At 63.3% G+C, this 14,136-nt stretch carries 12 protein-coding genes; 6 read left to right on the plus strand and 6 right to left on the minus strand.

Translation table 11 applies throughout. The features are described from left to right. Positions 1–103: 103 nt before the first annotated feature. From BM045_RS00860 to ubiE, 6 genes are read right to left on the minus strand one after another with little or no spacing between them, the layout of a single operon-like run. A complete protein-coding gene (locus tag BM045_RS00860; protein ID WP_092179124.1) occupies positions 104–820 on the minus strand; it encodes a HesA/MoeB/ThiF family protein in 717 nt (238 codons plus the stop codon). Then, complete coding sequence (locus BM045_RS00865; protein WP_170848318.1) at positions 810–1,526, minus strand: DUF2259 domain-containing protein; 717 nt, start codon at positions 1,524–1,526, stop codon at positions 810–812. Before BM045_RS00865 ends, BM045_RS00860 begins: the two co-directional genes overlap by 11 nt. After that, complete coding sequence (dut, locus tag BM045_RS00870) at positions 1,507–1,959, minus strand: dUTP diphosphatase (RefSeq protein WP_092179126.1); 453 nt, start codon at positions 1,957–1,959, stop codon at positions 1,507–1,509. The genes BM045_RS00865 and dut overlap by 20 nt, the downstream gene beginning before the upstream one ends. Further along, complete coding sequence (locus BM045_RS00875; protein WP_092179127.1) at positions 1,956–2,663, minus strand: hypothetical protein; 708 nt, start codon at positions 2,661–2,663, stop codon at positions 1,956–1,958. Before BM045_RS00875 ends, dut begins: the two co-directional genes overlap by 4 nt. Then, positions 2,663–4,207, minus strand: coding sequence for a 2-polyprenylphenol 6-hydroxylase (gene ubiB, locus BM045_RS00880; RefSeq protein WP_092179128.1), 1,545 nt, complete (start codon positions 4,205–4,207; stop codon positions 2,663–2,665). The genes BM045_RS00875 and ubiB overlap by 1 nt, the downstream gene beginning before the upstream one ends. Positions 4,208–4,210: 3 nt before the next feature. Then, on the minus strand, positions 4,211–4,975 hold the full coding sequence (gene ubiE, locus BM045_RS00885) for a bifunctional demethylmenaquinone methyltransferase/2-methoxy-6-polyprenyl-1,4-benzoquinol methylase UbiE (RefSeq protein ID WP_092179129.1): 765 nt from the start codon (positions 4,973–4,975) through the stop codon (positions 4,211–4,213). A gap of 85 nt (positions 4,976–5,060) precedes the next feature. Between ubiE and mutM the strand changes: the two genes are divergently transcribed. The 6 genes from mutM to gyrB all read left to right on the plus strand — a co-directional run bounded on the left by mutM (position 5,061) and on the right by gyrB (position 14,109). Next, positions 5,061–5,948 (plus strand): bifunctional DNA-formamidopyrimidine glycosylase/DNA-(apurinic or apyrimidinic site) lyase, encoded by an 888-nt coding sequence (mutM, locus tag BM045_RS00890; protein WP_092179130.1) that lies wholly within the window; start codon positions 5,061–5,063, stop codon positions 5,946–5,948. Positions 5,949–6,281: 333 nt separating this feature from the next. Next, positions 6,282–6,548 (plus strand): 30S ribosomal protein S20, encoded by a 267-nt coding sequence (gene rpsT, locus BM045_RS00895; RefSeq protein ID WP_092179131.1) that lies wholly within the window; start codon positions 6,282–6,284, stop codon positions 6,546–6,548. A 904-nt stretch (positions 6,549–7,452) separates the two neighbouring features. Next, the gene (gene dnaA, locus BM045_RS00900; RefSeq protein ID WP_092179132.1) at positions 7,453–8,916 is read left to right on the plus strand and encodes a chromosomal replication initiator protein DnaA; all 1,464 of its coding nucleotides are present in this window, start codon (positions 7,453–7,455) and stop codon (positions 8,914–8,916) included. 292 nt (positions 8,917–9,208) lie between these two features. Further along, a complete protein-coding gene (gene dnaN, locus BM045_RS00905) occupies positions 9,209–10,330 on the plus strand; it encodes a DNA polymerase III subunit beta (protein WP_092179133.1) in 1,122 nt (373 codons plus the stop codon). 88 nt (positions 10,331–10,418) lie between these two features. Beyond that, entirely contained in the window at positions 10,419–11,531 is a 1,113-nt protein-coding gene (gene recF, locus BM045_RS00910) for a DNA replication/repair protein RecF (protein ID WP_092179134.1), read from the plus strand. Positions 11,532–11,655: 124 nt separating this feature from the next. Next, a complete protein-coding gene (gene gyrB / locus BM045_RS00915; protein WP_092179135.1) occupies positions 11,656–14,109 on the plus strand; it encodes a DNA topoisomerase (ATP-hydrolyzing) subunit B in 2,454 nt (817 codons plus the stop codon). Positions 14,110–14,136 lie beyond the last annotated feature (27 nt).

Raw genomic sequence — 14,136 nt, forward strand, 5'->3', positions numbered from 1 at the left:
GCCGCAAGGTGGCTCGTTCGATCGACCTTGCGGCCGTGGCACGATCTCAGGATGGGCCCCGGCTCAAGGCCGGGGTGACACCGAGTGTGGGACTGGCCGCGAGTTAGTAGCTGAACTCACTAAACCGCCCATCCTTGCCGTCATAGGTCAGCACTCGGCCGATCAATGGGGTGCCGATGCCGGTCAGCAGCTTGATCGCCTCCATGGCCATCAGCGTGCCGATGACGCCGGTCAGCGGGCCGAGGATGCCGGTGGCTTCGCAGGAGGGCAGGTCGGCGTCGTCGGCGTCGGCGGGATAGAGGTCCGAAAAGCGCGGGCCGCCGGGGGCGAAGACAGTCACCTGGCCGTCGAACATCGACACAGCGCCGGACACCAGCGGCAGGCCGAGGCTTTCTGCGGTGTCGGCGACGAGACGGCGGGTGACAAGATTGTCGGTGCCGTCGAGTACGAGGTCACAGACGGAAAGCAAAGCGGCGACATTGCCAGCAGCCAGCCGTTCTTCATGCACCATCACACTCACATGCGGGTTCAGCGCATGGGCGAATTGCCCGGCACTCCTCGCCTTGTTCGTCCCGATTTCGGTATGGATGATCTGCCGATGCAGGTTCGTCAGTGACACCGCGTCATGATCGATAACGCCCAATGTGCCGACGCCAGCCCCGGCCAGATAGGCCACCACCGGACTGCCAAGCCCGCCCGCCCCGACCACCAGAACTTTCGCCCGTTTCAGCGCCTGCTGGCCCGTGCCGCCCATGCCCTTGAGGGTCAGGTGGCGGGCGTAGCGCCGTGTTTCTTCGGGCGAGAGCGGGTCACTGGCCAAGCGGCACCGCGATGAAGCGCCGGTCCGGCCCCTCGAAGCCACCGGGATAGACCGAGATCAGCACCACGGCATCAGCCACATCCTGCGCTTGGAAGGGCAGGGCGACGCCATAGAGGCGATAGCCGGTCGGGCAGCCGCGCGACCGCGGCAGGTTGCCGTCGCGATGCACAAGCCGTTCGCCCTCACCCTCGGTGATGGAGAGGGCATAGCCCAGCGGATCGACGGCGAACCACTCCGCGCAGGGTGACACAGCCGTGGTGGGAAAGGTCGACAGCAGGAGCTCGTGGTCACCGCTGACTTCGCCCGGGCCATAGCCCGGCGCGCCGAAGCGCAGCACTTGGCCGTCATTCTCCGGCACCCCATCGCCGACCAACGCCACCAATTCCGCCGGCACATCCACGCCCAGCTCGCCGAGCTGCCCGGCCGCCTGTGCCTGCACTTTGGCGCGCAATTGCTGCAAGGTTTCCGCCTCATCCTCGGCCACCAGCTTGATCGGCGTGCCGATCACCCAGGAATCCGAGCTGAGATCGACCACATAGATCGACGAATAGGCAAAGCCAGAACCGTCCTGGATGCCGAATTCCTCGAAGGCGAAATAGCGCGCATCCTCGGAATAGCCGATGACATCGAGCAGGGCACGATCGCCGGCCCATGCCGGGATGGCCATGGTCAGTAGGACAAACAGACTAGCGACCAGTCGACCCATGCCCGCCTTCACCCCGTGTCGTCTCATCCAGCGCCTCGACTTCCACCAGCGTCACCGTGCTCACCGGCGCCACCACCATTTGCGCGATACGCTCGCCGCGCCGCACCTCGAAGGCCTGCTTGCCATGGTTGATCAACAATACCATGACTTCACCGCGATAATCGGCATCCACCGTGCCCGGACTGTTGAGCACCGTCACGCCATGCTTGGCCGCAAGTCCCGAGCGCGGACGGACCTGCGCCTCAAAACCCTCGGGCAAAGCGATGGCCAGCCCGGTCGGGATTTTGGCATAATCGCCCGGCGCTATGCTGAGCACCTCGTCGGGACCCAGCGCCGCGGCCAGGTCGAGCCCGGCAGCGCCGGCGGTCTGCTGGCGCGGCAGGGGCAGGCCCTCGCCATGCGGCAACCAGATCAGCTTGATCCCAACACTCATGGCGCCCGCACCACGGCATAGAATTCATCCGGTAGCTCGGACTTGCCCGAAATCAGGTCGAGAATGGCAATATCCTGGCTGGCCGACAGCCCGTCCTTGGCAAGGGTCATATTGGTCTCGGTCACTTCGGCGCCGGAGAAGCGGATGGAAATCCGGCGGTTGGCAAACAGCGCGGGGATAATAGCTTCAATATCGGGTGTCAGCACCATGTCCGGCCGCACCGCGTCGAGCAATTGCTGCGTGGGGAGCGCGATGCGGATGAGGCCGTCGCCTTCCGGGGTAAAGGTCAGCGGCTGCTGCAGCGGACCCAGCGCGATATCGCCAAACGCGCCTTCGCCGGTCTCGATACAGCTGGCGCCACCATCGACGCGCTTCAGCAGGCCACCACTGGTGCAGAACTTTGCCGCCAGCGGCTGATAGAAAGGCGGGAGCGGCGGAATGACAATGTCCGACGCGTCCTTGCCGGCTTCTTCGGCTTCCTTCTTGGCCAGCGTGGCATCGCCGACAGCCTTGACCGCCGCGCGCCACTCCGTCTCGCCAAGCGTATCCGCCAGCGACACCGCCGTGAAGGAATCCGGCCGCATCTCCTGCAGCAGCGACGCCTTGGCCGTGTTGGCGCCTGTGAGCGCCACATCCAGCTTGGCATCGACGCAGCCGGCAAGGCTCATGGCAAGCAGCAGGAAGCCGAAAACCTTGCCCGGCATCATAGCGTTACGAGCCGCCACAGCGCGACCAGCAGCGTCACGCCGCCGATCGCCATCAATACGAGGATGGCCCCGCGCATCAGCGGATCGCGCGGCGCCATCTTGCCGGCATGATAATCGGCCAGCGCCAGTTCGGCCTGCGCCGCAATCACCGGCAGCCGGCCGGCCGCTTCGGCAATGGTCTCGAAATGATCTTTGAGGTCCTGGATGCGGCCAAGCGGCCCCGCTTCCTTGCGCAGCCAGTCGCCCACCACCGGCTCGGCCACGGTCCAGATATCGAGATCGGGATCCAGCGCCCGCGCCACGCCTTCCACCAGCACCATCGACTTCTGCAGCAGCACCAGCTCGGGCCGGGTCTGCATCGAGAACAGGTCGGTGATGGTGAACAGCTGGCCCAGCACCTTGGCCATGGAAATATCGCTGGCGGTGCGGCCATGGAGAGGTTCACCAATCGACCTTATCGCCAGCGCGAAATCGTCGACCGACTGGTCCTTGGGCACATAGCCGATATCGAAATGCCGCTCCGCGACCAGGCGATAATTGCGGGTGATGAAGCCGTAGAGAATGTCGGCAAGGAAGCGGCGTTCCTTGCGATTGATCCGGCCCATGATGCCGAAATCCACGGCGATCACATCGCCGGTCCTCGGATCGGCAAACAGATTGCCAGGATGCATGTCGGCATGGAAAAAGCCGTCGCGAATGGCATGCTTCAAAAAGCTCTGCAACAGTTTGGAGGCCAGCGCCTTGCGGTCCACCCCGGCGGCGTCCAGCGCCGCATGATCGCGGATCGGAATGCCATCGACCCAGGTCGTGGTCAGCACATTCTGCGCCACCTGGTCCCAGGACACCGACGGGATGACGAAGCCCTCGTCATCCTTGATGTTCTCGGCCATTTCCGAAATGGCGGCCGCTTCGAGCCGCAGGTCCAGCTCCAGCCGCGCCGAGCGGTCCAGCGTCTCCACCACCTCCACCGGCCGCAGCCGCTTGGTGGAGGGAACAAAGCGATCGGCCAGCCGCGCTACGGCATAAAAGCTCTCGATATCGGCCATGAACCGCGTCTCGACGCCCGGCCGCAGCACTTTCACGGCCACTGTCTTGGGCAATCCACCGGCCGGCCTGAGCTTGGCCCGATGCACCTGCGCAATCGACGCCGCCGCGATGGGAGCCGACAGCTCGGTGATCTCGGCCGCCTTGGGCCCGAGCGCGGCGAGCAGGATCCCCGGCACCAGCGCCGGATCAAACGGCGCCATCTTGTCCTGCAGGCCGGCCAGGTCGTTGGCGACGCGCGGCCCCACCACATCCGGGCGGGTGGCCAGTGTCTGGCCGAACTTCACATAGGTCGGCCCGAGCCGGTTGAGCGCCTTGTTCAGCCGCTCGACATGCCCCGTCTTGCGCACGCTGGGCCGCTCCACCAGCCGCCCCAGCCAGATGCCGAATTTCAACGGCGCCAATGCCGGCGGCAATTCCTGCACGATCGACAGCGCCCCCTCGCGGGCCAGGACATAGCCGGCCCGGATCAGGCGAAAATAGGCAGAGAGGATCATGGGCTAGAGCTTCCACCCGGAAAACAGCGTGGCGATATTGCCGGTGAAGCTCGTGTGCTTGACCCGCTTGAAGCCGGCCTGTGCCACCATGCCCGAGAAGGCCGCCGGATTGGGGAACTTGCGGATCGACTCGATGAAATACTGGTACGGCTGGCTGTCGCCGGTGACGACCTTGCCCATCGGCGGGATCAGTCGGTCGGAATAGAGCTTGTAGAAGGCGTCGAAGCCCGGCACGTCCACCTGCGAAAATTCCAGCACCAGCAGCCGCCCGCCGCGCTTCAGCACGCGATGCGCCTCGTCCAGCGCCTTCTGCACGCGCGGCACATTGCGAATGCCGAAGGCGATCGTATAGGCGTCAAAGCTGTTGTCCTCGAAGGGCAGCTCTTCGGCATTGGCTTCGACGAAACTCGCCTGCGCCGGATAGCGCCAACTCTTGGCCCGCTCGGCGCCGACCCGCAGCATGTCGGTATTGATGTCTGAGACGACCACTTCGGCATAGCCGACCGAGGCATTGACGATGCGCTCGCCGATGTCGCCGGTGCCGCCCGCCATATCCAGCACCCGCCAGGGCCGCGATCCCGTCTTGGGCGGCGCCAGCTCGTTGACCATGGCGTCCTTCCAGAGCCGGTGAACCCCGGCGCTCATCAGGTCGTTCATCAGGTCATAGCGGTCGGCGACATTGTGGAACACGGCATTGACCATGCCCTGCTTGTCATCCATGGCCACGGTCTGCTCGCCGAAATGAGTGGTTTCTTGCGCGTCGGTCATGGCAATCGCCTATAGGTTTGTCTTGGCGCGCACCATATTCAACCCGCCGCCGCATTGCCATGGCACATTAAAGCACAGGTCAAACATGCCCGAACTGCCCGAGGTCGAAACGGTCCGCCGTGGTCTTGAACCCTGGATTGTCGGCGCACGTATAGAGAAGGTGACGCTCAACCGTGCCAACCTGCGCTTTCCCTTCCCCGAAGGCCTGGCCAAGGCGATCGAAGGCGCCACCATTGTCTCGGCCTCCCGTCGCGCCAAATACCTGCTGATCCAGCTCGACAATGGCAAGACCGTGCTCAGCCATCTCGGCATGACCGGCTCCTGGCGCTTTGCCGAACACGGGATCGACAAGCCACCGCGCTACTATGAACCGGGCGAGCAGCCCAACCATGACCATATGGTCTGGGACATTTCCCATCCCAAGCACGGCAAGAGCCACCTGATCTATGCCGATCCACGCCGCTTCGGCTTCATTGATCTCTATGATGACATTGCCGACAGCCCCTATCTCAAGGACCTCGGCCCCGAGCCGCTTGGCAATGATTTCAATGCCGATGAAATGGCGGAAAAATTCAAGGCCAAGAAAACGCCGATCAAAGCGGCTTTGCTCGACCAGCGCGTCGTGGCGGGGCTGGGCAATATCTATGTTGCCGAGGCTTTGCATCGCAGCCACATCCTGCCGACCGTCCTCGCCGGAACACTGGTCACCGCCAAGGGCAAGCCCAAGGCGGCGCTGGAAGATCTCGCCAGTGCTGTGCGGCAGGTGCTCATTGAAGCCATCGAGGTCGGCGGCTCGACCTTGCGCGACTTCCGCAATGCCGATGGCGGCTCGGGCTATTTCCAGCACCGCTTTGCCGTCTACGACCGCGAAGGCGAACCCTGCCCAACGCCGCTCTGTACCGGGACAGTGGAGCGCATCGTCCAATCCGGCCGCTCGACCTTCTTCTGTCCGGTGTGCCAGAAGAAGCCTTGAAGGGTAGATATTGCCCAGTCATCACCCCACCCGACCCCTCCGGGGCCGCCCTCCCCATTCAGGGGAGGGAATTGAGAGTGCAGCGGACTCGATGCCTCTTATCCCTCCCCCTTGTGGGTCGGGGGGGGCGCGTCTGGGCAAGATGCAAACTATAGTCACGCTATGAGGCTGGCCATGCATGCCCGCCCTGCCTGAATCCAGTTGACGCTCCCCCCTACATCCCCTATAGACCGCGCAACTTGGCGGCAGTCGATGTGCCGCCGATTTCATTTTATCTCCGGACGCCTGCGACTTTCGAGCGCTAACGGCCGGTTGGACGCAAAGAGGACCGTTATGGCCAATACGCCTTCAGCCAAAAAGGCTACCCGCAAGATCGAAGCCCGCACCGCGGTCAACAAGTCGCGCCGTTCGCGCGTCCGCACCTTCATCCGCAAGGTTGAAGAAGCCATTGTTGCCGGTGACCACAAGGTTGCCATGGACGCGCTGAACGCAGCCGCTCCCGAAATCAACCGCGCATCCACCAAAGGCATCATTCATGCCAACCTGGCGGCCCGCAAGATTTCCCGCCTCAACAGCCGCGTCAAGGCTCTGAGCGCCTAAGATACTCCTGCCGCGGCGCCGCTTGACTGGCTGCCGCAGGTGATCGAAATTGGGCCCCGCTGGGGCCCTTTTTCTTGGTAGGACTTCGGGCAAGCTTTTTCCGGTTTGACAGTTTTGTGTCGAACGCGTGACGGCGACAGCGCCCTGCCGGTACAAGCCCGTACTGTCTATTTTGTACAATGCCCTCAATGCTTTGCGCACATGTCAGACATTCCCTGCGGGGGCATGCCGCACCGACGAAAGATAAAAACCGGCCTCTCCGGAAATAATATTTTTACCCTTCTGGAGGCTTTGTGACGGGATTCTCTGTTGAGTCACAGAGCCTTGATCGATCCTACCTAGGCGGCCCTCACGGACCAAAAAACACAACCTCAGAGTCAAGCCCCCATTTTACAGATTCCACTGTTGCGGGGCCAAAACCGACCCTCTAAAGTGAACTGGTCAGCGGCGGAAAGGACACCAAAACAGAGTGTCCCACTCAGCTGGCGGGGTCATATTCAGGGCGTCGTTTTTAGCTTCTCGGCAGCAATGCCGCGGTGTTTGTATCGGTGAAGGTTGTGTTGGCAGCTCGCTTGGCAGCCGGTCCGATCAGGGCCGGCAAGGTATAGTTCAAAGCCTTCGGCCAGTCTGGCCGGGTTCACGACAGGTCTAGGTTTGGTGCCGGTGGGTAACCGCCGGACGGAACACTTACGTCCGCTTGCGGCGGACGTGATGGCGGAGCTTTGTCGGTCCCTCGGGGCTGGCAGGCAGTAGAAATTTGAGAATACCGTGCGGCTTTGCGGGCCGGGCGGAACAGCAGAAATTGGGGCAATAGATGATGCGACAGGCAACCGCCGGAGGGGATGATTGGGTTCAGTCCAAGTCCTCCACCTCTCTTCCGACCAGCAAAGGCGAACTTCCTGTCATGACAAGCACCGATACGTCCGAAGGCCAGCGCGATCTCTGGAACCGGGTTCGTGCGCGTCTCAAGGCCGGTGTCGGTGAAGATGTCTTTGCGTCCTGGTTTGCCCGTCTCGAACTCGAAGAGCTGGTCGAGGACGTGGTGCATCTGTCCGCCCCGACGCGCTTCCTCTGCTCCTGGGTGCAGTCCAATTATGCCGACCGCATTCTCGAGGCTTTCCGTCTCGACAATGAAGAGGTCGCCCGTATTCAGGTGACCTTGCGCGTCAATGGCCAGGCCCGCCCGCGCCTTGCCCCGGCCGTTGCCGAACCCGCCGCCCCCACGGCATCTGCAACCTCCGCTACCCCGGCCGCTCCTGCCGCGCCGCTGCAGCTGGCCCAGCCGCGCCTGGTGCGCGACAATTCCGCCGCCAAGGGCGATGCCCTGGCCGGCAGCTCCATCGACCCGCGCATGACCTTCGATACCTTTGTGCCCGGCGAAGCCAATGAAATGGCGCTCGGCGTTGCCAAGCAGATCGCTGCCGCCGCTGCCAACAACACCGTAACCTTCAATCCGGTCTATATCCATTCCACCGTCGGTCTCGGCAAGTCGCACCTGCTCAATGCCATCGCCCATGCAGTGCAGTCGGCCGATCCGACCAAGAACATCGTCTACCTGACCGCCGACCACTTCATGTACCACTTCATTGCCGCCGTGCAGCGCCAGTCGGCGCTCGGCTTCAAGGATTGGCTGCGCCGCGTCGACCTGCTGCTGATCGACGACATGCAGTTCCTGCAGGGCAAGTCGGCCACCGAATTCGGCCATACGCTCGGCACTTTGCTCACCGGCGCCAAGCAGGTCGTGGTGGCTGGCGATGCGCCGCCGCGCGATCTCGAAATGATCGATGAGCGCATCCGTTCGCGCCTCTCCGGTGGTCTTGTGGTCCCGATCTCGGGCTTTGATCTCGACCTGCGCAAGTCCATCGTGCAGCGGCGCGCCGACCAGGCCACCGCCCGCTTCGGCATGCATTTCCCGGCTCCGGTGATCGACTATGTCGCCCGCGCCGTGATCAGCCATGGCCGCGACCTCGATGGTGCCGTCAATCGCCTCGTCGCTGCCAACCAGCTGACCGGCGAATTGATCACGGTTCCGCTGGCCGAGAAAACCCTGGGCGACCTGATCCGGGCGCGCGAAGCCCGCCGCGTCCGCATTGAGGACATCCTCAAGATCGTCTCGCGCCACTATAAGGTGCCGCGCAACGAACTGCTCTCGGCCCGCCGCTCGCGCGACGTGGTGCGCCCGCGCCAGATCGCCATGTTCCTCGCCAAGGCCCTGACCAGCCGTTCGCTGCCCGAAATCGGCCGGCGCTTCGGCGGCCGCGACCACACCACGGTCCTCCATTCGGTCCGCAAGGTCGAGCAGATGATCAAGGACGACGTCGAACTGGCGCAGGAAATCGAACTGCTCAAGCGCATGCTGGAAGAGTGAGGTCCGGCGCTCTGCGCAAAATCGCTCCGGTGGAGCGATTTTAGGACCGAATGCACGGAGAGCTATGCTCGAAGGGCACGAATTCCAGAGACCCTTCCTTCTCCCCTTGCGGGAGAAGGGGCCCGAAGGGCGGATGAGGGGAGCTTCGGTGGATCAACCGTCAGCGTGGATATCCTGCCCCTGCGACGCCCACGCCCTTGCTAATCCCTTACGAAATTGTAAATGTCCAACCCCCGGCTTGCCGGGGGTTTTGCTGCAGGCGAGCAGCGCGTAGTGCCAAGGAAGATGCCGCATGAAAGTCACGCTGGAACGCAATCATCTGCTCAAGTCGCTGAGCCATGTGCACCGGGTCGTGGAGCGGCGGAATACCTATCCGATCCTTGCCAACGTGCTGTTCAAGGCCGCCGACGACAAGGTCGAACTGCGCGCCACCGATCTCGACATCGAGGTCACCGAAGGCGTGCCGGCCATGGTCTCGACCCCCGGTACCACGACCGTTCCGGCCCATACGCTCTATGAAATCGTCCGCAAGCTTTCCGATGGTGCCGAGGTCAAGCTCGAGACCGACGGCGGCGAGAACATGGTGCTCACTTCCGGCCGCTCCCGCTTCAATCTGGCCTGCCTCAGCCCCGACAGTTTCCCGGACCTCAAGTCCGGCGCCTTTGGCCATGAATTCACCATGCCCGCCTCGGCCTTGCGCGAGCTGATCGAGCGCACCCAGTTCGCCATCTCCAATGAGGAGACGCGCTACTATCTCAACGGCATTTATTTCCACACGGTGGACGTCTCCAACATCGGCACCGTGCTGCGTGCCGTGGCCACCGATGGTCACCGCATGGCCCGCGCCGAAATCGAGGCGCCCGCCGGCGCCAAGGGCATGCCCGGGATCATCGTGCCGAAAAAGACCGTTGGCGAAGTGCAGAAGCTGCTCGACGGCGCCGATGGCGACGTGACGGTGGAAGTCTCCGACACCAAGATCCGCTTTACGGTCGGCTCGGTGGTTCTGCTCTCCAAGCTGATCGAGGGCACCTTCCCCGACTACGATCGGGTGACGCCCAAGAACAACGACAAGCAGATGAACGTCGATCGCGCCAGCTTCGCCACGGCCGTCGATCGCGTCTCGACCATTGCGTCGGATCGCGGCGGCAAGGCCGTCAAGCTGCAGGCCAAGGACGGCCTGCTCGAACTCTCGGTGACCAATCCCGACCACGGTACGGCCAGCGAAGAGCTGGCGGTGGATTTTGACACCGACGGTTTCGAGATCGGCTTCAACGCCCGCTACCTGCTCGACATCATCGGTCAGATCCGCAGCGAAAACGCCGTCTTCATGTTCAACGACGCGGGGTCCCCCACGCTGGTGAAGGACGATGGCGAGACCCGCGCGCTCTATGTCCTGATGCCCATGCGCGTCTAGGCGGCGTCCCAAAGGGGAAATCGCTCCAGTGGAGCGATTTAAGCCGACTAGGCCCGGAGAGCTACGCTCGCAGGGCGGGGCCGCATAAATGATCCGCTATCTCTCCCGCCTGCGCCTGACCGCTTTCCGCAATTACACGGCGGCGGCGCTTGATCTCGATTCGCGCCATGTCGTGCTGACCGGCCCCAATGGCGCTGGCAAGACCAACCTGCTCGAAGCCGTCTCAGTGCTGTCGCCTGGCCGCGGGTTGCGCGGGGCGAGCTTTGACACGCTGCAAAGCCAGGGTTCGGACCTGCCCTGGGCGGTCGCCGCCACCGTCGAAACCGATGATGGCCCCTCCGATATCGGCACCGGCGCCTCGCCCGATGGCGGCCGGCGCGTGCGCATCAATGGCGCCAATGCCCGCTCGATCGAAGCGATGAGCGACTATCTCCGCGTGCTCTGGCTGACGCCCTCGATGGACGGCCTGTTCTCCGGCCCGGCCGGCGACCGGCGGCGCTTTCTCGACCGGCTGGTGACGACGCTGATCCCGTCGCATTCCGCCTCGGTCGGCGATTATGAAAAGGCCATGCGCCAGCGCAATCGCCTGCTCGAAGACAATGGCGATGTGAGCTGGCTCTCGGCCGTCGAAGCACAGATGGCCGAGCTTGGCGCCTCCATCCATCTCGCCCGCACCGATAGCCTGACCCATCTGCAGGCGCTGATCGAGCAGAGCCTCGACGACCAGAGTTTTCCCGCCGCCCATCTGGCGCTGACGCCGCTGTTCGAGCAGGGCGAGGAGCCAGCCTCCTCCGCCGCGCTCGAAACGGCGCTGGCAAGCCTCTGGCGCGCCTCCCGCGGGGTTGATCGCGCCGCCGGACGCACCATATCTGGTCCACACCGGGTCGATCTCGACGTCACCTATGCCCAGAAAGCCATGCCGGCCGCCCTGGGCTCGACCGGTGAGCAGAAAGCCCTGCTGATTGGCCTGATCCTCGCCCATGCCCGTCTGGTCAAGCTGCGGACCGGGATCACCCCGTTCCTCTTGCTCGACGAGATCGCTGCCCACCTCGATCCCGACCGGCGCCGGGCGCTGTTTTCGGCCCTTGATGGGCTCGGCACGCAGTGCTTTTTGACCGGCACCGATCGCCTGCTGTTCGAGGCTTTGGGTGATCGCGCGCAGATGATCACCGTCCGCGATGGCCGGGTCTCGACAGACTGAAGAAATCTGCCTGCAAACAAGCGGCAAACGAGTAGCAAACTGCCTGCAAAAGCCCATTTTGCTTGGGGTTTGCAGCCCCATCCGATAGAACAAAACCCACCAGAAACGACCTGATTCGGACCCCATGACCGATAGCGAAAATCCCCTTCCCGAAGAATACGGCGCCGACAGCATCAAGGTGCTCAAGGGGCTCGATGCGGTGCGTAAGCGCCCCGGCATGTATATCGGCGATACGGATGACGGCTCGGGCCTGCATCACATGGTCTATGAGGTGGTCGATAATGCCATCGACGAGGCGCTGGCCGGCCATGCCGACCTGGTCACGGTGACGCTCAACCCCGATGGCTCGGTGGCGGTCAACGACAACGGTCGTGGCATTCCCACCGGTATCCACAAGGAAGAGGGCATTTCGGCGGCCGAGGTCATCATGACCCAGCTGCATGCCGGCGGTAAGTTCGACCAGAATTCCTATAAGGTTTCCGGCGGCCTGCACGGCGTTGGCGTCTCTGTGGTGAACGCCCTGTCGGCCTGGCTCAAGCTCAATATCCGCCGTGATGGCGAGATTCACGAGATGAGCTTCACGCATGGCAATTCCGATGCGCCGCTCAAGCAGGTCGGCACCTATGTCGAAAACCTGCAGCCCGGCACCTATGAAGGCCGCAGCGGCAGTGAGATCACTTTCTTCCCCTCGGCCGAAACCTTCACCATGGTGGAGTTCGACTTCAAGACGCTGGAGCATCGCCTGCGCGAGCTGGCTTTCCTGAACTCGGGCGTGCGCATCCTGCTCAACGACCTGCGCCATCCCGAGCCGGTCAACACCGAGCTGTTCTACGAAGGCGGCCTCGAAGCCTTCGTGCAGTACCTCGACAAATCCAAGACCGGCGTCATCGACAAGCCGATCACCATGATCAGCGAGAAGGACGGCATCACCGTCGAAGTCGCGCTGCAGTGGAACGACAGCTACCACGAGAACGTGCTCTGCTTCACCAACAACATCCCGCAGCGCGATGGTGGTACCCACCTTGCCGGCCTGCGCGGCGCGTTGACGCGTCAGGTTGTCGGCTATGCGGAATTCTCTGGCATCGCCAAGAAGGAAAAGGTCACCATGACCGGTGACGACACGCGCGAAGGCCTGACCTGCGTGCTCTCGGTCAAGGTGCCGGACCCCAAATTCTCGAGCCAGACCAAGGACAAGCTGGTCTCCTCCGAGGTCCGGCCGGTCGTTGAGAACATCGTCAACGACAAGCTTGGCCAGTGGTTCGAGGAACATCCCGCCGAAGCCAAGGTCATCGTCGGCAAGGTGGCTGAGGCCGCTGCCGCCCGCGAAGCCGCCCGCAAGGCGCGCGAGCTGACCCGCCGCAAGGGCGCTCTCGAAATCTCCTCGCTGCCCGGCAAGCTGGCCGATTGCCAGGAACGCGATCCGGCCAAGTCGGAAATCTTCATCGTCGAGGGCGACTCGGCCGGTGGCTCCGCCAAGCAGGGCCGCGACCGCTCCAACCAGGCCGTGCTGCCGCTGCGTGGCAAGATCCTCAATGTGGAACGCGCGCGCTTCGATCGCATGATCTCATCCGACCAGGTCGGCACGCTGATAACCGCGCTGGGCACCGGCATCGGCCGCGAAGAGTTCAACGCCGACAAGCTGCGCTACCACAAGATCATCATCATGACCGACGCCGACGTAGACGGCGCCCATATCCGCACGCTTCTCTTGACCTTCTTCTATCGGCAGACGCCGGAGCTGCTCGAGCGCGGCCATATCTACATCGCCCAGCCACCGCTCTACAAAGCCATGCGCGGCCGTTCCGAGCAGTATCTCAAAGACGAAGATGCGCTCAACGACTACCTGATCGAGGCGGGTCTCGAAGACGCCGTCTTCACCACCCGCGACGGCCACCAGCATGCTGGGCCCGATCTGCAGGGCATCGTGCAGCAGGCGCGCAGCATTGTCGCCGCGATCGACAATCTGAACACGCGCTACAACCGTAATCTGGTGGAGCAGGCTTCCATCGTTGGCGGCCTCGATCCCGATGGCCTGGCCGATGCCGACAAGATGGGCGAAGTGCTCACCCGCGTCGGCAACCGGCTCGACCGTATTTCCGATGAGTGGGAGCAGGGCTGGACCGGCGCCATCACCGACGCCGACGAGCTGGCCTTCTCGCGCACCGTGCGCGGCGTTGCCGAAACCCATATGCTCGACAAGGCCCTGCTGCAGAGCGCCGACGCACGCAAGCTTCGCCAGCTGGCCGACCGGCTCGATGAAATCTATGGTGGCGTGCCGACGCTGCTGCGCAAGGGCGAGACTATCCCGATCTATGGCCCGTCCACCCTGTTCAAGGCCGTCACCGACGCGGGCCGCAAGGGCGTCTCGCTGCAGCGCTATAAAGGCCTTGGCGAAATGAACGCCTCCCAGCTCTGGGAAACCACGCTCGACCCCAACGCCCGCACTCTGCTCAAGGTCGAAGTCACCCAGACCGACGAAGCCGACCAGATCTTCACAGCGCTGATGGGTGACTTGGTGGAGCCGCGCCGTGATTTCATTCAGGACAATGCGCTCAGTGTGAGTAACCTGGACGTCTAGTCAGGTCGTTTTGGCGACAACTCTTGC

The sequence above is a fragment of the Devosia sp. YR412 genome, from assembly GCF_900110945.1.
GTDB lineage: Bacteria > Pseudomonadota > Alphaproteobacteria > Rhizobiales > Devosiaceae > Devosia.